21 protein-coding genes are annotated in these 24,720 nt (G+C 56.7%); 11 read left to right on the top strand and 10 right to left on the bottom strand.

Features of this window, described 5'->3' with window-relative positions; genetic code table 11:
* Positions 1–239, top strand: a 239-nt coding sequence (locus tag FCS96_RS20175; RefSeq protein WP_212747113.1) for a hypothetical protein, incomplete at its 5' end; no start/stop codon positions are given.
* Positions 240–439: 200 nt separating this feature from the next.
* Here FCS96_RS20175 and FCS96_RS19235 read toward each other — a convergent pair.
* The 6 genes from FCS96_RS19235 to FCS96_RS19210 form a co-directional block, all read right to left on the bottom strand.
* The gene (locus tag FCS96_RS19235; RefSeq protein ID WP_138441968.1) at positions 440–1,072 is read right to left on the bottom strand and encodes a protein-methionine-sulfoxide reductase heme-binding subunit MsrQ; all 633 of its coding nucleotides are present in this window, start codon (positions 1,070–1,072) and stop codon (positions 440–442) included.
* Entirely contained in the window at positions 1,072–2,046 is a 975-nt protein-coding gene (gene msrP, locus FCS96_RS19230) for a protein-methionine-sulfoxide reductase catalytic subunit MsrP (protein ID WP_138441967.1), read from the bottom strand. Before msrP ends, FCS96_RS19235 begins: the two co-directional genes overlap by 1 nt.
* A 101-nt stretch (positions 2,047–2,147) precedes the next feature.
* Positions 2,148–2,999: a CDP-diacylglycerol--serine O-phosphatidyltransferase gene (pssA, locus tag FCS96_RS19225; RefSeq protein WP_138441966.1), complete on the bottom strand. Its 852-nt coding sequence runs from the start codon at positions 2,997–2,999 to the stop codon at positions 2,148–2,150.
* Between the two features lie 90 nt (positions 3,000–3,089).
* Positions 3,090–4,106 carry a ketol-acid reductoisomerase gene (ilvC, locus tag FCS96_RS19220; RefSeq protein WP_138441965.1) on the bottom strand — a complete coding sequence of 339 codons (1,017 nt, stop codon included), beginning with the start codon at positions 4,104–4,106 and terminating at the stop codon, positions 3,090–3,092.
* Positions 4,107–4,171: 65 nt separating this feature from the next.
* Positions 4,172–4,663 (bottom strand): acetolactate synthase small subunit, encoded by a 492-nt coding sequence (ilvN, locus tag FCS96_RS19215; RefSeq protein WP_070970156.1) that lies wholly within the window; start codon positions 4,661–4,663, stop codon positions 4,172–4,174.
* Positions 4,664–4,665: 2 nt separating this feature from the next.
* Complete coding sequence (locus tag FCS96_RS19210) at positions 4,666–6,384, bottom strand: acetolactate synthase 3 large subunit (protein WP_138441964.1); 1,719 nt, start codon at positions 6,382–6,384, stop codon at positions 4,666–4,668.
* A 533-nt stretch (positions 6,385–6,917) separates the two neighbouring features.
* On the opposite strand from FCS96_RS19210, the gene FCS96_RS19205 reads away from it, so the two are divergent.
* Entirely contained in the window at positions 6,918–7,379 is a 462-nt protein-coding gene (locus FCS96_RS19205) for a DUF4124 domain-containing protein (protein WP_138441963.1), read from the top strand.
* A 63-nt stretch (positions 7,380–7,442) separates the two neighbouring features.
* On the opposite strand, the gene clpB is transcribed toward FCS96_RS19205, so the two are convergent.
* The 3 genes from clpB to rluD form a co-directional block, all read right to left on the bottom strand.
* Positions 7,443–10,019, bottom strand: coding sequence for an ATP-dependent chaperone ClpB (clpB, locus tag FCS96_RS19200; protein WP_138441962.1), 2,577 nt, complete (start codon positions 10,017–10,019; stop codon positions 7,443–7,445).
* A 170-nt stretch (positions 10,020–10,189) separates the two neighbouring features.
* A complete protein-coding gene (pgeF, locus tag FCS96_RS19195; RefSeq protein WP_171040867.1) occupies positions 10,190–10,939 on the bottom strand; it encodes a peptidoglycan editing factor PgeF in 750 nt (249 codons plus the stop codon).
* Positions 10,929–11,906, bottom strand: a complete 978-nt coding sequence (gene rluD / locus FCS96_RS19190; protein WP_138441961.1) for a 23S rRNA pseudouridine(1911/1915/1917) synthase RluD — start codon at positions 11,904–11,906, stop codon at positions 10,929–10,931. The genes pgeF and rluD overlap by 11 nt, the downstream gene beginning before the upstream one ends.
* A gap of 159 nt (positions 11,907–12,065) precedes the next feature.
* Between rluD and FCS96_RS19185 the strand changes: the two genes are divergently transcribed.
* Entirely contained in the window at positions 12,066–12,899 is an 834-nt protein-coding gene (locus FCS96_RS19185; protein ID WP_138441960.1) for an outer membrane protein assembly factor BamD, read from the top strand.
* Positions 12,900–12,920: 21 nt separating this feature from the next.
* Here FCS96_RS19185 and FCS96_RS19180 read toward each other — a convergent pair whose 3' ends face one another.
* Positions 12,921–14,585: an NAD+ synthase gene (locus tag FCS96_RS19180; RefSeq protein ID WP_138441959.1), complete on the bottom strand. Its 1,665-nt coding sequence runs from the start codon at positions 14,583–14,585 to the stop codon at positions 12,921–12,923.
* Between the two features lie 93 nt (positions 14,586–14,678).
* On the opposite strand from FCS96_RS19180, the gene FCS96_RS19175 reads away from it, so the two are divergent.
* The 8 genes from FCS96_RS19175 (at position 14,679) to FCS96_RS19140 (ending at position 24,697) form a co-directional block, all read left to right on the top strand.
* Complete coding sequence (locus FCS96_RS19175; protein ID WP_138441958.1) at positions 14,679–16,322, top strand: sensor histidine kinase; 1,644 nt, start codon at positions 14,679–14,681, stop codon at positions 16,320–16,322.
* A gap of 56 nt (positions 16,323–16,378) precedes the next feature.
* A complete protein-coding gene (locus FCS96_RS19170) occupies positions 16,379–17,767 on the top strand; it encodes a sigma-54-dependent transcriptional regulator (RefSeq protein ID WP_138441957.1) in 1,389 nt (462 codons plus the stop codon).
* A gap of 122 nt (positions 17,768–17,889) precedes the next feature.
* The gene (locus FCS96_RS19165; RefSeq protein ID WP_171040871.1) at positions 17,890–18,462 is read left to right on the top strand and encodes a GspH/FimT family protein; all 573 of its coding nucleotides are present in this window, start codon (positions 17,890–17,892) and stop codon (positions 18,460–18,462) included.
* A 166-nt stretch (positions 18,463–18,628) separates the two neighbouring features.
* Positions 18,629–19,114: a GspH/FimT family pseudopilin gene (locus FCS96_RS19160; RefSeq protein ID WP_138441955.1), complete on the top strand. Its 486-nt coding sequence runs from the start codon at positions 18,629–18,631 to the stop codon at positions 19,112–19,114.
* The gene (pilV, locus tag FCS96_RS19155; RefSeq protein WP_138441954.1) at positions 19,111–19,599 is read left to right on the top strand and encodes a type IV pilus modification protein PilV; all 489 of its coding nucleotides are present in this window, start codon (positions 19,111–19,113) and stop codon (positions 19,597–19,599) included. Before FCS96_RS19160 ends, pilV begins: the two co-directional genes overlap by 4 nt.
* Complete coding sequence (locus FCS96_RS20330; protein WP_138441953.1) at positions 19,596–20,723, top strand: PilW family protein; 1,128 nt, start codon at positions 19,596–19,598, stop codon at positions 20,721–20,723. The genes pilV and FCS96_RS20330 overlap by 4 nt, the downstream gene beginning before the upstream one ends.
* A 14-nt stretch (positions 20,724–20,737) precedes the next feature.
* Positions 20,738–21,220 (top strand): pilus assembly PilX family protein, encoded by a 483-nt coding sequence (locus FCS96_RS19145; RefSeq protein ID WP_138441952.1) that lies wholly within the window; start codon positions 20,738–20,740, stop codon positions 21,218–21,220.
* A gap of 75 nt (positions 21,221–21,295) precedes the next feature.
* On the top strand, positions 21,296–24,697 hold the full coding sequence (locus FCS96_RS19140; protein WP_138441951.1) for a pilus assembly protein: 3,402 nt from the start codon (positions 21,296–21,298) through the stop codon (positions 24,695–24,697).
* Positions 24,698–24,720 lie beyond the last annotated feature (23 nt).

Genomic DNA, 24,720 nt, shown 5'->3' with positions numbered 1-24,720 from the left:
ATCCGAAATACCTCGGCCAGCGCCCACACGAATTACTTGGTCAATTTTTTAAAGAGCGGTTGAGCTGCTGCTCAATCAAGGTGGCGTATTCTACATCGTGTCGCCGCCTTGTCAACCGTTTATTTTCGATGTTTTCCGTCTCCGGAAAGCGCCGAAAATCAACCGGCTTACTGCTTGTTTCGAGAGGCGCATTCTACAGCGAATCGAGCCTCTGTCAACCGCTTTCTGAAGAATTTTGAAACTCAATTTCTTCAACAATTTCAAACGGTTGCCTTCCTCGGGGGCCGCTGCGTCAGTGGCTTGTCCCTCAGAAGTGGTGCGCATTCTACAGGCGTCAGGAAAACTGTCAACGCGCTTTGCGAAGAAAATTCCAAAACTACGGGTTTCCACGCATTAGGCAGGTCAACAACCGCACAACTTGAGCGGTGTTTAACCAATATCAGCCCTTTTTCAGAGGGACCAGGCTGGACCAGCCTGACCAATAACCTCGCACGCCCAACAAAATAGCCAATAACAGGCCGTAAATCACCATTTCACCCAGATCACTTCTTGCTTGCCAGAGGAAATGAACCCAGGCAACAACCACAGCCAGATAGATCAACTTGTGCAGAGGCTTCCAATAAGAGCCCAACCTGCGCATCGCACTCACTGGCGACGTTGCAGCCAACGGCACCAGACACAGGAATGCCACCGCACCGGCAATGATGTAGGGCCGCTTGGTAAAGGTGGCCCACAAATCCGACCAGCCGAGAATGAACTGGAGAAACGCCAGGACATGGAGCACGGCATAGAAGAAAGCAAACAAACCGAGCATGCGCCGGACCCGTAGCCAACCTCCCCACCCGGTCCAGCGTCGCAACGGAGTCATCGCCAGGGTCGCCAATAGTAGCTGGAAGGCAGCAATGCCAAGCGCCTCCGTGATGGTCTGTCCGGGATCCGGCCCCACAGCACCGCTGACCACATCCCCAACCAGCAACAATAGAGGCAAAGATGCCAACGCAGCCATCAGCCAGCGAAACGCCAACAGCACCCCTGCGCTTCGGCGCCACTCAATACCCAGCACTCCCGGCATTAATAGAACTTCCGCAAGTCCATGCCCTTATAGAGGCTAGCGACCTGATCACCATAACCATTGAACTTTTCGGTCTCGATCCAGTTTGGTGAAAACAACGCCGATGGCAAGCGACGTTCCCGCTTCTGACTCCAGCGCGGGTGGTCGACCTCAGGATTCACATTGGCATAGAAGCCATACTCACTGGGAGCAATTCGTTCCCACGTGGTCTTCGGCCGCCTTTCCTGAAACCGAATCCTGACAATAGACTTGATACTCTTGAATCCATATTTCCAGGGCAATACCAATCGAATCGGTGCGCCATTCTGTTTAGGCAGAGCCTTGCCATACAGGCCGACAGCCAGAAACGCCAATTCGTTCATGGCCTCATCCATCCGCAACCCTTCCCGATACGGCCAATCGATGGTACTGAATATCGACTGCTGTCCCCGCATCTGTTCTGGGTCCTCCAGGGTTTCAAAGTAGAGATACTTGGCCTTGGACGTTGGCTCCAGGCGCTTCACTACATCGGCAAGCGGTACCCCAACCCAGGGAATCACCATGGACCAGGCCTCCACGCACCGTAACCGGTAAACCCGCTCCTCATAGTCATGGGGCTGAAGCAGGTCTTCGAGGGCATAGGTACCCGGATTGCCACACTCGCCATCCACAATCACGGACCAGGGATCGACCGACATGTTGTCGGCATACTTGGCCGGATCGTCCTTTCCGGCTCCAAACTCATAGAAGTTGTTGTAGCGGATAACGTCTTTGAACGGGGTCTTTTCTTCGTCGGTTGAGAACTGGGGCGCAGGGATGAAATTGAGCGATTCGCCCTGAACCGGGGCAGCCGCCGCAGACAGTAGCCCAGGCATAGCGAGGCCGGCCGCACCAGCAGCAATGCCAGACATGAATCGGCGACGGTTCAGATAGATATGTTCGGGGGTAACGTGGCTGTGGGACAGTGCCCAGGAGGGGCGACTCTTGATCAACATCGAAACTCTCCGCTCTAGTCGCCCGAGCATCGGGCGCTGGTAGGGTTGACCGGAGGTTTTGCATTAAATTCCCGGGCCTCAGGGGCCCGGGACTCAATACCTTACGCAGACTCCTCCGGGCTACGCTTGGGCTTGCCTCTGAAGATCGCCCGCACGGGACCCGACAGGGCATACAGCAGAAACCCGGTAAACAATACGGTCGCCGGATCAAGCGCGATCACGACAAAGATCAGGACCACGAGCAGGATTGCCGCAAACGGCACCCGGCCACGCATATCGAGATCCTTGAAACTGCGGTACAGGATATTGCTGACCATCATAACGCCGGTACCGCCAACCACAACAATCGTCAGCAGCGTCAGCCAGGACGAAGGCTCGAATTCGTGAAAGCACCACACCAGGCCAGCCACGCACGCAGCCGCAGCCGGACTCGCCAGGCCAACGAAAAACTTCTTGTCGACGGAGCCAATCTGGGTGTTGAAGCGGGCCAAACGGAGGGCCGCGCCAGCCACATAGATAAAGGTTATTGCCCAGCCTACTTTACCCAGGCCATTAAGGGACCAGAAAAATGCCACCAAACCAGGGGCAACACCAAATGCCACCATGTCGGCCAAGGAGTCATACTCTTCGCCGAATTTGCTTTGGGTGTTGGTCATGCGTGCGACGCGGCCATCGAGCCCGTCAAGAATCATGGACACGAAAATCGCGATAGCGGCGTTATCGAACATGCCGTTGGCCGCAGACACGATGGCATAGAAACCCGAAAACAGGGACGCTGTCGTGAGTGCGTTCGGCAGAAGGTAGATGCCCTTGCGGCGGACAGGGGCCCCCTCTACCAGTTCTTCTTCAACCACTTCGCCGGCTTCCACTTCATACTCTGAAGCCTGATCGTGCTTTTTCTCCGACGCCACGCGCTGGGCGTCCGCATCGGCAGTCTTTTTTTCGTCAGTCATTCCCATAACTCCGGAAAGCATTTGGGCGGAGTATATACGAAAAACGCGGCCTCCCGGGCCGCGTTTCTCAAGAACCAGTCAGAAATCTGATCAGTTCTTATCTTTATCCACGATCTTATTCGCGGAAATCCACGGCATCATGCCACGGAGCTTTTCACCCACGGTTTCAATATCGTGAGCCGCGTTCTGGCGACGACGAGCCGTCATGGACGGGTAATTGAGAGCGCCTTCAGAGATAAACATCTTGGCGTACTCACCGCTCTGGATGCGCTTCAGGGCGTTGCGCATGGCTTCGCGAGACTGCTCGTTGATGACTTCCGGGCCAGTCACGTACTCACCATACTCCGCGTTGTTGGAGATGGAGTAGTTCATGTTGGCGATGCCGCCTTCGTACATCAGGTCAACAATCAGCTTCAGCTCGTGCAGGCACTCGAAGTACGCCATTTCCGGCGCGTAGCCCGCTTCAGTCAGGGTCTCGAAACCGGCCTTGACCAGTTCAACGGCACCACCACACAGAACGGCCTGCTCACCGAACAGATCGGTTTCGGTTTCGTCCTTGAAGGTGGTTTCGATGATGCCGGTACGACCACCGCCGATGCCGCTGGCGTAGGACAGGGCAACGTTCTTGGCGGTGCCGGACGCGTCCTGGAAGATGGCGATCAGGTCAGGAATACCACCGCCGTTGGCAAATTCGGTGCGCACAGTGTGACCCGGAGCCTTCGGAGCGACCATGATCACGTCCAGATCTTTCCGCGGGACGATCTGGTTGTAGTGGATAGCAAAACCGTGGGCAAACGCCAGTGTGGCACCCTGCTTCAGGTTCGGCTCGATCTCGGCCTTGTACAGCTGAGACTGGAATTCGTCCGGGGTCAGAACCATGACCACGTCAGCAGCAGCAACGGCGGAAGGCACGTCGCTGGTCTTCAGGCCATAGGCTTCAGCCTTGGCGATGGACGACGAACCCGGGCGCAAACCAACGGTGACGTCAACGCCGGACTCTTTCAGGTTGCACGCGTGAGCGTGGCCCTGGGAACCGAAACCGATAACGGCAACTTTCTTGCCCTGGATGATGGAAAGATCGCAATCCTTATCGTAGTAAACCTGCATGACAAAACCTCTGTTATTTGTAATGGCCCTATCAGGCCATGATGTTCAATTCGTATCAATAGCCGTTAAAGGCTGAGAACCTTTTCGCCGCGGGCAATACCGGAGACACCGGTACGCACCACTTCGAGGACACCGGAGGTGCCAACCGCCTGGATAAATCCGTCAAGCTTCTCACTGTCACCCGCCAACTGCACGGTATAAACCGAACTTGTGACGTCGACAATCTGGCCCCGGAAGATGTCCACGGTACGCTTGATCTCAGCTCGCTGGGAACCGGTGGCCTTCAGCTTGACCAACATCAATTCACGCTCGATGTGGGAGCCTTCGGTCAGGTCCACCAGCTTGACCACTTCAATCAGCTTGTTGAGCTGCTTGGTGATCTGCTCGATGACCTTGTCCGACCCGGTGGTGGTCACCGTCAGACGGGACAGGGTCTCGTCCTCGGTGGGCGCCACGGTCAGCGTCTCGATGTTGTAGTTACGCTGGGAGAACAGGCCAACAACACGGGACAGTGCGCCCGGTTCGTTTTCTAGCAAAACAGAAATGATTCGACGCATGATCACACCCTCTCCGTTTTGCTGAGCCACATGTCCTTCATGGACCCACGGGCTACTTGCATCGGATAGACGTGCTCAAAGCGATCAACGTAGATGTCGACAAACACCAACTCGTCTTTCATCGCCAACACTTCTTTCAGCTTGGATTCCAGATCGGCCTTCTTGTCGATCACCACGCCCTTATGGCCATACGCCTCTGCCAGCTTGGTAAAGTCCGGCAGCGACTCCATGTAGGACTGGGAGTGACGGGACTCGTAGTTCATGTCCTGCCACTGCTTGACCATGCCCAGGGCCTGGTTGTTGAGGTTGATGATCTTCACCGGCAGGTTGTACTGCTTACAGGTGGACAGCTCCTGAATGTTCATCTGGATACTGCCTTCACCGGTGATGCACAGCACTTCATCGTCCGGGTGCGTCAACTTGACGCCCATAGCCGCGGGCAATCCAAAGCCCATGGTGCCCAGGCCGCCGGAGTTGATCCAGCGATTGGGTTTGTCGAACTTGTAGTACTGGGCCGCAAACATCTGGTGCTGACCCACATCGGAAGTCACGTAGGCTTCACCGTTGGTGAGCCTGCACAGCATCTCGATGACTTCCTGGGGCTTGATCACATCGTCACTGGTTTCGTATCGCATGCCGTGAAAGGCCCGCCACTCGTCGATCTGCTTCCACCAGGCAGCGATCGCATCCGCGTCCGGCTTTTCCTTGCTTTCTTTCACCAGCGCCTGCATTTCTTTCAGCACCGCATCAACCGGCCCCACGATGGGAACGTCAGCATCCACAGTCTTAGAGATGGACGCCGGATCGATATCGATGTGAATGATGCGGGCGCCCGGACAGAACTTCTCGGTCGCGTTGGTGACCCGGTCGTCAAACCGCGCCCCGACACAGAGAATCAGGTCCGAGTGGTGCATCGCCATGTTGGCTTCGTAGGTGCCGTGCATGCCCAGCCAGCCAAGGTGCTGCTTGTCGCTGGCTGGATAACAGCCGATGCCCATGAGCGTGTTGGTGATCGGGTAACCAAGAGTGCGGACCAGTTCGGTCAGCTGCTCAGAGGCCTTGCCCAGAATGACACCGCCACCGGCATAGATGATCGGACGACGGGCCGCCAGCATCATGTCGACCGCTTTCTTGATCTGACCGGCGTGGCCGCGAATGGCCGGGTTGTAGGAGCGCAGCTTGACCTTTTTGGGGTACGAATATTCGTAACGCTCGTTCGGCGTCGTCATATCCTTGGGGATATCGACCACAACCGGGCCGGGACGGCCTGTGGCGGCAATATAATAGGCCTTGCGGATCACCTCGGGAATTTCTTCCGGGTGACGCACGCTGAGGTTGTGTTTAACCACCGGACGGGAAACACCGATCATATCGGTTTCCTGGAAGGCATCCTCGCCAATTAGAGTGGACGCAACCTGACCGCACAGCACCACCATGGGGATGGAATCCATAAAGGCGGTGGCAATGCCGGTAATAGTGTTGGTGGCTCCAGGACCCGAGGTCACCAGTACGGTACCCGGTTTCCCGGTCGCACGGGCGTAGCCGTCGGCCATATGGACCGCAGCCTGCTCATGCCTGACCAGAATATGTTTGACCTTGTCCTGTCTGAACAGCGCGTCATATATATGAAGGGCTGCACCACCCGGATAGCCGTAAACGTATTCGATCCCTTCATCTTGCAAGGAACGAATGAGCATGTCGGCGCCAGACAATAACTCCACGATTTTCTACCCTCTTCCTACGAGTGAATGAGCCGGGGTACACCCGGTTGCCTGGATTCACGGTTTCCATGCTTCTTGTGAAAGCGGAACCGGCTGCTCCTCCACACTTTATGAGAGGTTGTCTCCTGGCCAGCCGCCCTCCTGAGGGTTGCGGAGAACGGCCAATCAACGGGTTGCACGTAAGCAACAACCATCCCGCGACGACGGCGCGGTGCGTTCAGTGTGGTGATTAACGGGGGTTACTCGCTCGGGATTGCCTGCCGTATTGACCCCAGTCTTCAGGCAATCGGTAATTCTGACAGCGGGAAACTCCCTGTCAATAGCCGTCACGCCTTTATTGCCCCTCCATCGCACCCCGATCGCACCCCGAAAAAGACGCCGGGCAGCATTGTCTTGCGGAGTTTTGAACCAAACGGAAGAAAATTACTGACACCGGTGGCATGATGACCTTGAATATGTACTAAGACCAAGATGAATCCGGTTACCAGGTTTTGACCTGCCCCGGGTGCAGTGAACCTATGATGAGTGGACTCATGAATAAAAAAATCCTGACGCTGAGCTTATTACTGGCCGTTGTACCGGGTGTCTCGATGGGCGCATCTGTCTATAAATGGACCGACGAGAACGGTGTTACGCACTTTGGTGACCGCCAACCGACCGGTACGCAATCTGAAAAGGTAAATGTGCGGTCGGGGAGCGCGTCGCCAGCAGCATCCAGCCGCCCAAGCCCAACGGAACGGGTCAATGCGCTGGAAGAACAAGAGCAGGAAGCGGCAGAGCAACGACGCCAGTCAGCGGCTGAAGAGGCCCGCCAAAAGCAGCGAGAAGCCAATTGCTCGACGGCCCAAGCCAATCTTGACGTGATGGCCAGAAATGCCCGCATCCGGATTGAGGAAAACGGTGAGCAACGGTATTTAACGCAGGAAGAGATCGCGGAGAAGCGTACTCAGTTTGAAGAGATCGTCGCCGAGAACTGCGGGCCTGAAGAAGGCTAATAAACCGCTAGCGTTAGAAAAGAGATGGGGACCGGATCAATACCGATCCGGCCCCTACCCCGCTCAGATTTTGGCAAACACCAGCTGGTGATCCTGAACCGTGGCCTGGATAGTGTCCCCGGGCACGAAGTCTCCGCGCAGAAGCTTCTGTGCCAACGGATTCTCGATCATCCGCTGGATGGCTCGCTTCAAAGGCCGCGCGCCGTAGACCGGATCGTAGCCAACCTCCGCCAGCAATTCCATGGCGGCATCGTCCAGCTCCAGCCTCATTTCCTGATCCTTCAGACGCTTGCCAAGAGCCTCGATCTGAATCTTGGCAATGCCCTGAATCTGGTTCTCCGCCAGCGGATGGAACACCACCACTTCGTCGACCCGGTTAATGAACTCGGGGCGGAAATGGGTGCCTACCACCTCCATCACGGCTGTCTTCATGGCCTCGTAATTTTCTTCACCGGCTTTTTGCTGAATGATGTCCGAGCCCAGGTTTGAGGTCATCACGATGACGGTGTTCCGGAAATCGACCGTACGACCCTGGCCATCAGTCAGCCGGCCATCCTCCAACACCTGCAACAGGATGTTGAAGACATCCGGGTGGGCCTTTTCCACCTCATCCAGCAGCAAAACCGAATAGGGCCGGCGACGTACGGCTTCGGTCAGATAACCGCCTTCCTCATAGCCAACATACCCCGGAGGAGCACCAATCAGCCGGGCTACCGAGTGTTTCTCCATGAACTCCGACATGTCGATGCGGACCATAGCCTCTTCGGTATCGAACAAGAACGACGCCAGCGACTTGCACAGCTCGGTCTTACCGACACCGGTGGGGCCCAGGAACAGGAACGAGCCGTTAGGGCGGTTGGGGTCAGACAGGCCGGCCCGGGACCGGCGCACGGCGTTGGACACGGCTTCGACCGCCTCATCCTGACCAATGACGCGATCGTGCAGCGCCTCTTCCATGCGCATCAGCTTGTCGCGCTCACCTTCCAGCATTTTCGATACTGGGATGCCGGTCCACTTGGAGACAATCTCGGCGATCTCCTCATCGGTCACCCGGTTGCGGAGCAGTTTCATCTCCATCATTTCGGCCTGGCTGGCCATATCGAGCTGACGCTCAAGCTCCGGAATCTGGCCGTACTGAAGCTCCGACATCTTGCCCAGATCACCGGCCCGCCGAGCATTTTCGAGATCAATCCGGGCCTGTTCCAGCCGACTCTTGATCTTCTGGGAGCCGTGCAAGGCCGCCTTCTCGGTGTTCCAGACTTCTTCCAGGTCGGCGTATTCGCGCTCGACACCGGTAATGACACCAGACAACTCTTCCAGCCGCTTCTTGGAGGCAGCGTCGGTTTCTTTTTTCAACGCTTCCCGCTCGATCTTGAGCTGGATCAGCCGGCGCTCAAGGCGGTCGAGGGCCTCGGGCTTGGAGTCCATCTCCATGCGGATCTGGCTCGCTGCCTCATCCACCAGATCAATGGCCTTGTCCGGCAACTGGCGATCGGCGATATAACGGTGCGACAGCTTGGCGGCAGCAATAATGGCACCGTCGGTCACCTCGACCCCGTGGTGTACCTCATAGCGCTCTTTGAGCCCCCGCAGGATGGCGATGGTGTCTTCCTCGTTGGGCTCACTAACCAGCACCTTCTGGAACCGACGCTCCAGCGCGGCGTCCTTCTCGATGTTCTCGCGGTATTCATCCAGGGTGGTGGCTCCCACACAATGCAGCTCACCGCGGGCCAGCGCTGGTTTCAGCATATTGCCGGCGTCCATGGAGCCTTCGGCCTTGCCGGCGCCGACCATGGTGTGAATTTCATCGATGAACAGAATGATTTGCCCCTCTTGCTTGGACAGCTCATTCAGCACCGCCTTCAGGCGTTCTTCGAACTCGCCCCGGAACTTTGCACCGGCGATCAGGGCGCCCATGTCGAGGGACAGCACCTTCTTGTCTTTCAGGCCGTCGGGCACTTCGCCATTAACGATGCGCTGAGCCAGGCCTTCGACAATAGCGGTCTTACCAACACCGGGCTCACCAATCAGCACCGGGTTGTTCTTGCGCCGGCGCTGTAGCACCTGAATAGTGCGACGAATCTCGTCGTCCCGGCCAATCACCGGGTCCAGCTTGCCCTCCTCGGCACGCTCGGTGAGGTCAATAGTGTACTTGGACAGCGCTTGCCGGTTCTCCTCGGCGCTGGCGTCGTTCACGGCCTCGCCGCCGCGGGCCTCATCGATGGCCTGTTCCAGAGCTGCCTTGTCGACACCCTGCTCGCGCAGCACCCGCCCCAGCGTGCCGCGATCTTCCAAGGCCGCCAGCAGCATCAGTTCGCTGGAAATGAACTGATCCTTGCGCTTCTGGGCAAGCTTGTCGGCAATATTGAACAGACGCCCCATGTCGTTGGACATGGAAACATCCCCGGCCGAGCCCTGAACTTCCGGAAGATGCTCAAGCTCACGGGCGATGGCCTGACGGATACGCCCGGGCTCTGCCCCGGCCTGTTTCAGCAGCGGCTGTATAGCACTGCCGTCCTGGTCCAGTAGCGCCTGCATCAGGTGCACCGGCTCAATAAAGTTGTGATCCTTGCCCACCGCAAGCGATTGAGCATCCGCAAGAGCGGTCTGCAACCGGCTGGTCAGCTTATCGATTCTCATAGGTTCTGTTCCCCAATTCGTAGGTCCGGGATGTCGGCCGAGTTCTGGACTGAACCAACATCCGCACTGCTTTGAAGTTAAATGTAGGGGCAAGCGCGGGGACTTCAAGCGGTCAGGTCATCAAGCCATCAGGAAGTTGACCGGGATCATCCAACCCCGGCAACGAAGTTTCAGGATTCGAGCCAGATCAGGGTTGCCATACGACCAGTCTGGCCGTCGCGGCGGTAGGAGTAGAAACGCTGGGAATCGGAGACGGTGCATAGATCGCCGCCGTAAACGGCACTGACACCAGCCTTTTCGAGCCGCTGCCGGGCCAGGCAATAGATATCAGCCATGAAATGCCCAGGGCGGACACCGGATGTCGAAAAAGCTTCGGCGGCACGGTCGCCCGTCGCAATAAATGCATCCCGGACTTCTGGCCCCACTTCGAATTGCCCGGGACCAATGGCCGGACCCAGCCAAGCAATAATTTCCCCTGTCGGTGCGGTGAAGCTGGCTACGACCTGTTCCAGAACACCGGCACACAGACCACGCCAACCGGCATGGGCCGCGGCCACTTGGGTACCGGCACGGTCACAGAACAGTACCGGGAGGCAGTCGGCGGTCAGAATAGCGCACACCTGCCCGGCCTGAGTCGTGGTGGAAGCGTCCGCCACCGGAACACCATCAACCGGGAGCGTTACGAGCTCTGTGCCATGCACCTGGGACAGCCAGCCAAAGGCGCCCTGCTCAAACGCCAATTCGCTGGCCAGCCGACCTCGATTTACAGAGACGTGTTGCGGATCATCCTGCACATGACTGCCAAGGTTCAGCGAGTGCCACGGTGGCTGGCTGACACCGCCAAGCCGGGTGGTACTGACCGCCCGAACCCGATCAGGCGCAGGCCAGTCCGGCCGGATCAGGTCCAGCTCAGAAGTCATGGTTTTCCAGGTCTTTGACATGCTTTCGAAGCGCCGCCATCAGTTCCACCATATCCTCGGGTACAGGTACCTCCCAGGACATAGTCTCTCCAGTTTCCGGGTGCTCAAGGGTGAGCTGACGGGCATGCAAGGCTTGCCGGTTAAAGGCGGCCAGAGCTTCCCGAAGCTCCTCGGTGGTGCCTTTGGGCAAACGTAGCCGACCGCCGTACATCGGATCGCCCACCAGGGGATGTTTCACATGGGCCATGTGTACCCGAATCTGGTGAGTACGGCCGCTCTCAAGTTTGCACCGAATGTGGGTGTGCGCGGCAAATCGCTCAACCAGCCGGTAATGGGTCACGGCCGATTTTCCGCCGGGGACGACCGCCATTTTCTTACGCTCACGGGGATGACGGCTAATCGGCGCGTCCACGGTTGCCCCACCGGTCAGGGTACCCACTACAACGGCGTCGTATTCCCGGCCCATGGTCCGGGTCTGCAACTGGCCCACCAGGGAGGTGTGGGCGATCAGACTGCGCGCCGCCACCATAACGCCAGAGGTGTCTTTATCCAGGCGGTGCACGATACCAGCCCGGGGCAGGTTCTCCACTTCCGGCGCGTAGTTAAGCAGTGCGTTCACCAGGGTGCCATCGGCGTGGCCCGCGGCCGGATGCACCACCAAGCCAGCCGGTTTGTTGATCACCAGCAGGTGCTCGTCTTCGTAGACGATGTCCAGCGTGATTTCCTCGGCCTGCCAGCTCACCTGGGCTTCAGGCTCGGCATCCAGCTCCAGGCGGTCGTCAAGCATGACCTTGTCCCGGGGCTTGCGACTCTCCCCATTGACAGTCAGTGCACCGCTCTTGATCCAGGTTTGCAGCCGCGACCGGGAGTGCTCGGGCATCAGCTCAGCCGCGGCCTGATCCAGACGCCGGTCACTCAGCTCTGGTGGAACCAGAAAACTGGCGGTAATTCGATTATCAGATGACATTAAGCCCCCAGGGCCGGTGTGTGTTACGTTTCACAAAGAATTTTTCGAACAATCTTTCAAACATTCTTTCAAAGAAAGAGGCACAGTCTGCACATGCGGCGTCTTCCCCGCTACAATGGCGGCTCTTTTGAACTTATCGACATTATACGGGAATCCGGCATGAGATCAGTTGTCCGTTTACTGCTACTGACCACTCTGATGGTTTTGGTCAGTGCCTGCGCCTCCAACAAGCAGGAAGAAGTACTGCCGGAAGAGACCTATTACGAGAATGCCCGCGAAGCCATGAACTCTGGCAACTTCAACGAAGCCGAGGAAAATCTCGACGCGCTGGAAACCTACTACCCGTTCGGACGTTATGCCGAGCAGGCCCAACTGGACCTGATTTACGCCCGCTTCCAGAATCTTGATCTGGAAGGTGCCCGAGCCGCGGCCGACCGTTTCCTGCGCCTTAACCCGCAGAGCGAGCATGCCGATTATGCATTATTCATGCGTGGGCTGGCGTCCTACAACCTGGACCTTGGCCTGGCCGCCCGCTACTTCCCGGTCGACGTCTCCGCGCGGGATCCTGGTGAGCAAACCCAGGCCTTCCGGGACTTTTCCGAACTGCTGAATCGCTACCCGGACAGCGAGTACGTGGCCGATGCCCGCCAGCGCATGATTGCTATCCGAAACCGAATGGCAGCACTGGAAATACACGCGGCACGTTACTACATCAAGCGTGAGGCCTACATTGCTGCCAACAACCGGGCACGCTATGTGGTTGAGAACTACCCGACGTCACCGGTGGTCGAAGAGGCGCTGATCATTCTGGCCGAGACCTTCCGCTTCCTGGATCTGAAGAAAGGTGCGCGGGATGCCATTGCCCTGCTGCAGACCAACTTCCCCGACAGCGAGGCGTTCAACGAAGACGGCGAGTTTGTAGCTGACGTTCTGAAAAGAGAAGACCGGTCACTGACCAGCGTCATTACTTTCGGCCTTATGGGCGACGAGTAACCTCACCGCCCGCCCCTTGCGTTACTTGCCGCTCTTCCATCCATTGGTGATGGGATAGCGGCGATCCTTGCCAAAGCCCCGCTCAGTAATCCGCACGCCAATCGGCGCCTGCCGACGCTTGTACTCGTTGATATCCACCAGCCGGATCACCCGGTCCACATCGGCGCGCTCAAACCCTTCGGCGACAATGGCATCGGCGCTAAAATCCCGTTCGACGTATAGATTCAGGATCTGGTCCAACACATCGTAGCCAGGCAGGCTGTCTTCATCTTTCTGGTCCGGCGCCAGTTCCGCCGACGGCGGACGGGTAATGACCCTTTCCGGAATCACCGGTGACACGGTGTTTCGGTAGGTCGCCAGTCGGAATACCAGGGTCTTGGGCACATCCTTCAGCACATCGAAACCGCCAGCCATGTCCCCGTAGAGCGTGGAGTACCCCACCGCCATCTCACTCTTGTTGCCAGTGGTCAGAACCAGTGAGCCAAACTTGTTGGACAGTGACATCAGCAGCACGCCACGCAAACGCGCCTGAAGGTTCTCCTCGGTCGTGTCCGGGCTGGTGCCCTCAAACGGCCCGGCCAGGCTGAACATAAACGCATCGTACATCGGTTCGATAGAGAACACGTCGTACTGGACCCCAAGCGCCACTGCCTCGGCTTCGGCATCCTCCAGACTCATACTGGAGGTGTAGCGGAACGGCATCATCACCGCCCGGACCCGATCCTTACCCAGGGCATCCACGGCCACCGCCAGAGTCACCGCGGAATCGATACCGCCGGACAGTCCGAGCACCACCGAGCGGAAACCATTCTTGTTCACATAATCCCGGACACCGGTCACCAGCGCACTGTAAACATTGGCCTCCAGGGAGGGCTCGGCCGGCAACGGCTGGGACACCGGCTGGCAATGGTGCTCACACAGGAAATCAACCGGGAACAGACCGTTGCTGAATTGCGGCGCCTCACAGGCCAGTTCACCGGAGTGGTCAAACACCATGGAGCCACCATCGAACACCAGCTCATCCTGGCCGCCAACCAGGTTGACGTACACGATGCTGACCTGATTCTCCCGGGACTTACGCTCCAGCAGGGCCTTGCGACGTGTCTGTTTGTCGATGTCATAGGGCGATGCGTTCAGGTTCAGGATCAGTTTGGCACCGGCAGCCGCGGCCTCTTCCACCGGGCCATCTTTCCAGATGTCCTCACAGACCGTGATACCCACCGGCACCCCACGAATATCCAGGGTGACCACATCGCGGCCTTCGGCAAAGTAGCGCTTCTCGTCGAACACCTGGTAATTAGGCGGAAAGCGTTTGAAATAGCGGCCAGTCATCGCGCGCCCATCAATCACCACAGCGGCATTGTATAATAGTGCGCCCTCCCGCAACGGGGCTCCAATGACAATGGCCGGCGCCAGATTCTCATTCTGCAGGCGTTCCAGGGCCTCAAACACCCGCACTTCCAAGCTTGGCCGAAGCAGCAAATCCTCCGGTGGGTACCCGGTTAAACACAGCTCGGGAAACACCACGACATCCGCCTGGTGCTCGGTGGCAGCACGCTGAGCGGCCTTGATCACCAAGTCCGTATTTCCGGGTATGTCGCCCACCAGAAAATCCAGCTGCGCCATAACCACCCGGAGTTTCTTGGGGGAAAGTTGAGGGGAAGATACACTCCCGGAAACGGACATAAATCGGCTCCTGTAACTCATTGCCACGAAAAGGCTATTATAACCCCGCAAGCGCGAGGATTTCTTCCGAACACCAGCGGATTCCGGCAAATCATGACAGCAACACAACAACCAACGACTGAACTCGGCTTCGTTTCCCCGGCCGATCAGCAACAGCAGAAGCTGTTCCGCATTTACAATCATTACCGCTTAGTCGTCAGCCTGATACTGCTGGGACTGTTGTTCGTAGACCCGGTCAATCTGGACTCCCGTTTTCGATTGCTGGACTACTACCAGGCCGGAGTGGCCGGCTATTTCGGCCTGAATGCATTCGTCGCGCTTCTGATCCTGGCCGGGTTCCAACCCAGTCGCCGCCACATCACACTTTCAATTCTGCTCGATGTTCTGGTCATGCATTGGCTGCTGCTGACCAGCACCGGTATTACCAATGGCCTGGCCAACCTGGTGATCGTGTCCGTGGCTGCCGGTAATATCCTGACGCCAGGCAGAATGGGTTTTTTCTACGCGGCACTTGCGGCCATTTGCTCACTCGGCATTTCCGGGTGGTCAGTGCTGGTGCTGGAGGCGCCCGCGGATGACATTGTGCGAGCCGGCTCGCTGGGTATTCTCTACTTCGCAGCGGCATTTGTGCTGCAATCCATTTCCAAACGCATGCGAAGCAGTGAAGCCCTGGCTAGTAGCCGCGCCCAGAGCCTCGCGGAACTCGAACGAATCAACCAGCAGATCATTCAGCGCATGCGCACAGGCATTTTGTTACTGGACCGCTACGGCCAGATCCGGCTGGCAAACGCTGCGGCCGAAGAACTGCTGTTTGGCGAACCCTCCGCTGACCGATCTGAACAGACGGCGGGAGCCCGCGTGCTCCCCCAGCCGCTAAAACTGGGCCTGGAGTCCTGGCTTAAAGACCCGACACGCCGCATCGATCCGTTCCGGCCTTTCCAGACCTCACCCATGCTGCAGGTCAACTTCACCCAGCTCGACCAGGAACGGGGCGACCAGATCCTGGTGTTCATCGAAGATATGAGCAAAATCACCCAGCAGGCCCAACAAATGAAACTGGCCTCCCTAGGTCGCCTGACCGCCGGTATCGCCCACGAGATCCGCAACCCTCTCGGAGCAATCAGCCACGCCGCGCAATTGATGGAGGAATCGCCGCATCTGGACCACGGTGACCAGCAGATGCTGGACATCATCCGGCGTCACTCTCGGCGGGTGAACGGCATTGTGGAAAATGTTCTGGATCTGTCACGCCGACGTACCGCCAATGCCGATCTGATTGACGTATCGGGCTGGCTGAAGGAATTCAAGGCGGATTACCTGCAAACCCAGGACGAATCGGCCAGGTCAGTCATTGACCTGAGCCTCGCTCCCAACATCCCTCCCGCCCGTTTCGACAAAAGCCAGATCGAGCAGGTGATGGTCAATCTGTGCGACAACGGCCTGCGCTACAGTCAGCAACAAACCGGCCAGCGCCGAATAGAAATTCGCGCTGGCGCTACCGTGGATGGTGAACGAGCCTATCTGGATGTTCGGGACACCGGCCCCGGCATTTCCCAGGAACACCAAGGCTCCGTTTTCGAGCCGTTCTTTACCACCGACAAAAGCGGAACCGGCCTCGGCCTTTATCTGGCCCGGGAACTGTGCGAGGCTAATCAGGCCCACCTGTCGATGGTGAACGACAATCAGCCCGGCTGCTGTTTTCGCATCACTTTTGCGCACCCCGGGCGGCTGATTTAACAGGGCGTCTTCGGATATTGCGCGCCTGCACAATAACAGGGAAACGACACACGACGATGACCACTCACACCGCGCTGATTGTTGACGACGAACCAGATATTCGAGACTTGCTTGAAATTACTCTTACCCGCATGGGTATCAACGCGAAGACCGCTTCGGACCTGACCAGTGCCCGAAAGCTACTGGACGAACAAAGTTTTCATCTGTGCCTCACCGACATGAACCTTCCGGACGGCAATGGCATCGACCTGGTGCAGTGGATCCAGCAGCACGCACCTGCCACCCCGGTTGCGGTTATCACCGCCTACGGCAATATGGATACGGCTATTCAGTCCCTGAAAGCCGGCGCGTTCGACTTCGTATCCAAACCAGTGGAACTGCCCCGCCTGCGGGAACTGGTTAACAGCGCCCTGCGACTGTCGCAGCCGAAACCCGACCAGGACGACTCCGCCGATGAGCCCGGATTGCTGCTGGGCAACTCGCCGCAGATCAAGAAACTGCGCAACCAGACCCGCAAGCTGGCGCGCAGCCAGGCGCCCGTGTTCATCAGTGGTGAATCCGGTAGCGGTAAGGAATTGGTCGCCCGAATGATTCACCTGCAGGGGCCACGACGTGAGGGGCCTTTCATTGCGGTGAACTGTGGCGCGATTCCATCGGAGCTGATGGAGAGTGAGTTTTTTGGGCATAAGAAGGGAAGTTTTACTGGCGCCATCGAAAACAAAGACGGTCTGTTTCGGTCAGCAAGCGGCGGCACCCTCTTCCTGGACGAGGTTGCTGACCTGCCACTGGCAATGCAGGTCAAATTGCTGCGGGCGATTCAGGAAAAAGCCGTGCGGCCGGTGGGTGACACCCGAGAAATTCCAGTCGATATTCGGGTTCTCAGCGCCACCCACAAGAATTTACCGGAGCTTGTGCAGGAAGGCAGCTTTCGTCAGGATCTGTTTTATCGCATCAACGTGATTGAGCTTGGCGTGCCCCCGCTGAGGGAAAGGACTTCAGACATAGAGTTGCTCGCATCGCACATACTTGAACGCATTGCCAGCGAGTATGAGTGTCAGCCCGCCGTCCTCGCGCCTGAGGCCATTGACCTACTTCAAGATTACGACTTCCCCGGCAACGTACGCGAACTTGAGAACATTCTGGAGCGTGCCTATACACTGTGTGAGGCAGACCGGATCGGCCCAGATGATCTACATCTCGGCAATGGCAGCCAACCATCCACGAAATCCGAAGCCCCAGTCCCAGAAACAACCTCAACAACACCGAAAGCCATTACCGCTCCAGATGGGGAAATCGATCTCGAAAGTTACCTCGAAACTATCGAACGACAAACCATCGAAAAAGCACTGGAAGCCACTCGTTGGAATAAAACAGCTGCCGCAAAGCGTCTGGGCATCAGCTTTCGTGCGCTGCGCTATCGCCTCAAGAAACTCGATATGGAGTGACTTCGGTCTCAGATTCTGCCATCCCCCATCCCCTGTGCGGTCTCGGTTAGGTAAACTGTTCAACTCAGTCATCACAGGATGTGATGCAGCGTTACTTTCCCAACCAACAAGGATGTTGGAACATGCTTACCCGAAAAGCGCTTATGGGCTTCACGCTCATTGAGCTATTGGTTACTGTCGTTTTACTAACACTGCTCGCCGGAATGGCAAGCACCTCCTGGAGCACCCTGATTGCGTCCAGTCAGCACCGGCAGATGGTCAACGATCTGCGCCTCGTGTTCGCAGTCGCCCGCTCCTACGCCACTGATAAACGGGGGCTTACCACCATTTGCCCACTCTCCGAAGCCCAGAAATGCGTGGATGACTGGAGTCTACCCATCTCGATCTTTACCGACAAGAACAACGACAGACGTCCCGATAATGGACAAATTCATCGGGTCTTCAATCCGGTGCCCTCGCGATCCAAAATCTACTCCCGCACAGCTGGGCGCGGGTATTTCCAGCTAGCACCTGATGGAATGAGTCATGGCACTCTGGGCAGCCTGGTCGCTTGCAGCAATATGCCGGGCGCTCCCAACCGGATGAGTTACATCGCAATGAACATTGGCGGGCGGCTGCGAGTGCTTGATGACAAAGACCGCGATGGGACCATCAAACTTCCTTGGGGCCCTGTTCTGACCTGCCCAAAAACCTGACAGTCCAGTGCTGGCAGCCCACGCCACCCGACCACCCTGTGACACACCTCACAGCGTGTCGCAAAGCATACCGTTTATGCCGAATCATCGACCGTTTGTCGTTCACGGAGTGCACGACCGCTTGAGCTTTGCTGTACTAGGCTAAGGCAAAAAAACGGGACAAGGCATGTTGAAGAATACCGCAGGTTTCACACTGATAGAATTAATGGTCACCGTAATGATCCTTGCGATCATAGCAACGGTGGCGGTTCCAGGGTTTGGAAACCTGATCGGCGAGAACCGCTTGACCAGTGGCACCAACCTGTTGGTGTCGTCGATTCGGCTAGCGCGGGCAGAAGCCGTTAAGCGTGGAACAACGGTGACATTCAGCACCGATGGCGGACTCGCCTCCGGGTGGTGTGTTCATGAAGGGGACGCCACCGGTGACTGCGCCAACGACCAGATTCGCGGCTTTAATGGCCCGGCAAACCTTACTTACACCGCAACGGTGACCGACTTGGTATTCGACCGTCGAGGTTTTCTAGTCCCACAGGTCGGCCAGACATTTACTGTGGCGCCGGATGGCTGCGCGACAGGTGGCCGCCTACTAACTGTCTCGGTCAGCCCGGTCGGACGCACAGAAATCGATCCTGATATCGGAGCCTGCCCATGATCCCTCAGCTTCCTTATTTTCCCAGTCAGGCCCAACCTATCCATTCTCTGAAGCATCAGTCGGGGATTGGCCTAATTGAAATCCTCATTGCTGTTCTGATCCTGGGCATCGGTATTTTGGGCGTTGCGTCTACACAGGTCGTGTCCATGCAGATGAACTCGCAATCCCAGAATCGTAGCCAGGCGGTCCTGCTTGCCGAGGATCTTTTCGACCGAATCCGAGCAAATTCGACCAACCCCGCTGCCTATGCCCTGGCTCAGGGCGATGCTCAGGGCGCCGACAATGGCCAATGCGACACCTCGTATGTTCCTGCGAACGGCAATGTCACAGCCGACGATATCGCATCTTGGGAGAACAGCCTCGCCTGCCTTTTGCCAGAGGCCGGCCGTACGGTTGCAGTCAACGGCAATGTTGTGACGATAACGATCGACTGGGATCAAAACGACGCTAACGCCAACCCGGTTGTAGTGAGGACTCAGATTTGAAACCGAATAACATGAAGCACACTCAGCCCATGAAACTCCGCACACGACAGACCGGGTTATCGCTGATCGAGCTGATGATCGCCATGGCACTTGGCCTGCTACTGACTCTTGGCGTCACTCAGATCTACTTGAGCGGTAATGAAACCTATCGCCAAACCCAAGGCATGTCGTATGCACAAGAGAGCGCACGATTCGTGTCCGCTATCTTGAAACCCGATTTACGCTCTGCTGGCAGTTTCGGCTGTTTGGCTGAAATGGGCAGACCTCTAGACCAGGTAGTCGATATCCGCCTAAATGTCGGCCCTGTCGTACCCGCAGGGCAGGCAATACAGGGCTGGGAGTATAGAGGCACCGGACCTGCTGACAGCATCACGCTGGCGTCAGCTTTGGTAACACCGACTGCGGGCAATTGGGACTCAGGCACTTCCGGAGATGACTTGCCCGCTGACCTAGTTGGTTCCGTCGTCGCAAATTCAGACGTAATCATTGTTAACGCAGCATCCAAAATCAATGTGCCTCTTGATGCGACCAATCCTCAAAACGGAAATAGTTTAAACCTTACAGGTAGCACCGGATTACCGGTAAACCGCGTTATCCTGGCAACTTCCGAGGACTGCTCTGAAGGGGAGATATTCCAGAAATCCAATAACGCCAATGCTACGTCCATCACCATGGCTGGGGGTAATACCAATCCGGGCAATAATGGCAATACCTTTAACCTTAACTATGGCCCCCAAACCCGAGTCTACGAATTCGTCTCCACCGCCTTTTACATCGGACAGGGTACGAATGGCGAGCCCGCCCTCTTCCGCCGTTTGATGACCCCACCCCAGCCTCCCCAAGAGTTGGTCTCCGGGGTTGAAACGCTCCAGATCCTCTATGGCATTGATACTGTAGGCACCTCAGCTGCGGACAGCTACGTAGCGGGCGACCAAGTGGCAGACTGGGGCCAGGTAGTCAGTATCCGTTTCTCGGCGATGACACGCAGCCAGGATGAAGTATTGGAGGACGTGAACACGCGTAACTTTGACATGTTGGGCAGCGAGGTTTCTCAGGGCAACACCGCTGACCGCAGAGTGCGGGTTGTTTCAATTGGCACAACCGCCATACGGACCAGAATGTAGGCAGGGACACGAAAATGACAAACTCGCCAATACCAATCCAAAATCAGTGCGGAGCCACGCTCATTGTTGCGCTGGTTATGCTGCTCCTCATTTCACTATTAGCTGTAGGCGGTATGCAAAGCTCCATCCTGCAGGAGCGTATGGCCAGCAATGCCCATGACGGCTCAATCGCTTTCCAGGCCTCGGAAGCAGCATTACGCCAAGCGGAGACTGACCTTCTCAATATCATTGCAACACGCCAGGCCGCTTCGGGCACTGCGCGACTGGCCACTCCGTGGGACTGGGACGGGATCAGCCCCGCATCCTCCGGAGTCGGTAACGTTGGCACCCAAGTCAATAGCGAGCCGGTTTATCACCACGCCCGTCTGGCCGACATATGTCCGATTGATCCAACAGAACCCTGTTTCGAGCGCTTCGTGGTGACCTCCCGTGGCGAGGGCGGCAGCCCCGACGCGATTGCGGTTCTCCAGTCCACTGTTCTGCTGCCGCCGGAATGACCAGAGCCAGCACAAGCACTGACGAAACAACGACTTTGACTATCGATTCGCACTCTCCCAGTAGGAGGAGATCAGATGGAACATAAAAACAGCTATCACACCCAAGGATTCAGCGGGTCCCTTCGCCGACTGAGCAGGATGAGATCAGTTCAGAACGCCGGGCATGCCCTGCTGGCGTTGGCGCTATCGACAGCCACTTTCCAGTCCGCCCTGGCAAATGTAAACCTGGCTTCAGCGCCGGTCTTTCTAAAAGAGTCCGTTGATCCAAACCTGCTCTTCATCTTTGACGATTCCGGCTCTATGGCACGAGAGTACATGCCGGATAACTTAAGTCGTGATGATGGTCAGCGGTGGTACTACAGCAGCAAAGTCAACACCATTTACTATGACCCGACACTGACTTATCTGGCACCGTTCAAACCGGATGGCACAGGCCGGTTTCCAGATTCCAACTTCAACAGTGCATGGCGAGACGGCTATGAACAGTCTGGATCCGTCAATCTCGCCAACACCTATAGAACGCATCGCAACACGTTTGACAATCCTGCTTTCTACTATCGGTTCAATAGCACCGATCAGTGCGAATCGAACCCTAAGAATAATAACTGCTATTCCCTTGTTTTTCTGACCAACGAGAGCGCAGAACAACAGCAAAATTTCGCCAATTGGTACTCTTACTACAACCGTCGCGATTTCGCCTCCCGCGCAGGCATCTCCGAGGCATTTTTTGATCTCCCGCCCAATATCCGTGTTGGCTACGGCGCCATTAACTCCAACGGAAACTCTGTTGATGGGCAAAACACGGATACAATCATCAGCGGGGTGCGTCCGTTCTCGGCCGCTAGGCGGCAGCAGTTTCTTGGCTGGCTCCAGTCAAAAAGCGTTGGCGGCGGCACCCCATTACGCACCGCCCTCAAAGACGCTGGCGGGTATTATTCCCGAAGCGATAACAAAGGTCCCTGGGGAAATAACCCAGGGACCAACGATACCAGCTCCCATGTCGAATGCAGACCCAGTTATACCATCCTAATGACCGACGGCATCTACAATGGCAGCGACCCAGGTGTTGGCAACCCGGATGGCACTCCTGGGCCGTCCCACACAAACCCTGATCCTGAGGGAAAAAACTTTAACTACGAGTCCAAATCCCCTTTCGCTGACACATACTCAAACACACTCGCAGACGTCGCGATGGAATATTGGAAAAAAGACCTCCGGCCCACCATCGCCGACAAAGTTCCTACTGCCGGTATCGATGAAGCCTTCTGGCAGCACATGACAACATTCACTATCGGCTTGGGTGTGAACGGCACCATCAGTGAAACTGACGCATTTGCCGCCATCAAAAATGGCAACACCATCACCTGGCCAGAACCCAACACCAGCGAACGAAGAATTGACGATCTACTCCATGCGTCGGTCAACGGCCGCGGTGGATTCGCCAGCGCCCAAAATCCTGACGAGTTTTCGAAGGAAATTGCTGCGTTCCTCGACACCGTGATTGCCCGGGCAGAGACATCGGCATCGGCCGCAGCGGTTAGCTCTGCGGTTCTTCGAACCGAGTCGGCGGGTTTCTTTGCAGGCTTCCGAAGTGAGGACTGGTCTGGCACCTTGACGGGGTTTAGTTTCGATTCGGGCAGCGAAATCTGGGATGCCGAAGAAACGCTCCGCAATACGCTTCCCGCGAACCGGAATATCATTACTCATAATGGTTCAAGTGCTGTGGAATTAAAAGACATCAGAGACTTGGCCCCCAACCAGGCAAACGCGTTGAATGCCGATCCAGAAAACCCGGGGCAATTCGATAACCTGGGCACGAATCGAATCGCCTGGATCCGAGGTGCCGAAAACGCCCACAGCAGTTTCCGCAATCGCGATTTCACCAATGAAGCAAAAGTTACCGTTCGCCGTCTCCTTGGCGACATTGTCAACGCTAACCCACTGTTTGTGAGTAACTCGAATTATGGGTTCTCCCGCTTGCCTGGCACTGCTGGAACAAGCTATGCAGCCTTCCGCTCAACGCCCAGTTATCAGACTCGCACTGAAGCCCTATACGTGGCGGCCAACGACGGAATGCTGCATGCCTTTGACAGTGATAACGGGGAGGAGCTGTTTGCCTACATGCCGGGCGAGTTACTGACACCTGCTGTGGGCTCCAGCCATGCGCAGATATCCTCCCTGATGTCATCAAACTACACCCACCGGTACTTCATGGATGGATCGCCCAAGGCCTTGGACGCTTACATCAACACCGACGGTACAACCAAATGGCGCACTATATTGGTTGGCAGCATGGGCGCAGGTGGCCGTAGCGTCTTCGCCATTGACATCACCAACCCAAACGCCGTGAATAAGGACAAAGTGCTCTGGGAATTCAGCCATCCTGACCTTGGCTTTGGGGTATCAGACCCTGAAATCGCCCGGCTGCCGAATGGCGAGTGGGTGGCCATTTTTGGTAACGGCTATAACGGTGACGACGAGAAAGCCAGCCTGTTCGTGGTCCGACTCTCCGACGGCACACTGCTCAAGCAATTTGAGACTGGAGCTGGTGGTTCTGTCAGCCCCAACGGACTTGCCGCACCTGTGCTGACCAATTTCCCTGATCGTGGCGCCATTACCCAGTACGTGTACGCTGGTGATCTGCTTGGAAATCTATGGCGCTTTGATCTTTTGGCTAAAAATCCTAGCAACTGGTCATTGACCAAAGTGTTCACCGCAGTTGGTCCAGGTGGCGACGCCCAGCCAATTACGGTATCCCCCAGATTGACCATTAACCCATCCGATCTGGACAAGCTGATTGTTACCGTCGGCACGGGTAGCTTCATCCGCAATGGTGACGATACGACGGACCAGGTTCAAACGTTGTACGCGATCATCGACGACCTAACCGAGACGAATTTGACCCGCAGTAATCTTCTGGAGCAAACCATCACTCGGCAAGATGAAATCACGGTTGCGCGTGCCGATGGATCCGGCGATAACAAGTTTACCGTGCGGAAAACCTCTGATAACAAACTGACTACACAGAAGGGTTGGTACCTGGATCTAATCTACAATGGCCAAAAGACCGGCGAACGAGTTATCAGTCGCGCCAGCTTCCCGTTCGGCATCTTCCCGGACCGGGTGCGCTTCAGCACACTCATTCCGGATCCCAACCCCTGCGGAAGTGGTCGTCGAGGCTTCATCATGGACCTCAACCTTGTCTCTGGTGGCGCACCGTATGACCCTGTCTTCGATCTCAACAGTGACGGCGAATACAGCAAGGGAGACTTGGTTGGTGGAGGCGGAACCGACTACGCTCCAAGCGGCATAGATATTGGAGAGGGCGCCGAAATTCGCACGATCACCGACGGTGAGTCTGAAGCATTCATTACCGATCCGACCAAGATCGACAAAGATGATCCGTGTAAATCCGCGGTTTGTGGAAAGACCTTAGAAAACAGCATTGGTCGCCAAACCTGGGAGCAGCTCCGCTAGGAGCTGCAACACTCCCCACTTAT

This window comes from Marinobacter alexandrii, assembly GCF_005871205.1.
Lineage (GTDB): Bacteria > Pseudomonadota > Gammaproteobacteria > Pseudomonadales > Oleiphilaceae > Marinobacter > Marinobacter alexandrii.
Note: the sequence above shows the minus strand (reverse complement) of the source record. Positions and strands in the feature narration are given on the sequence as shown.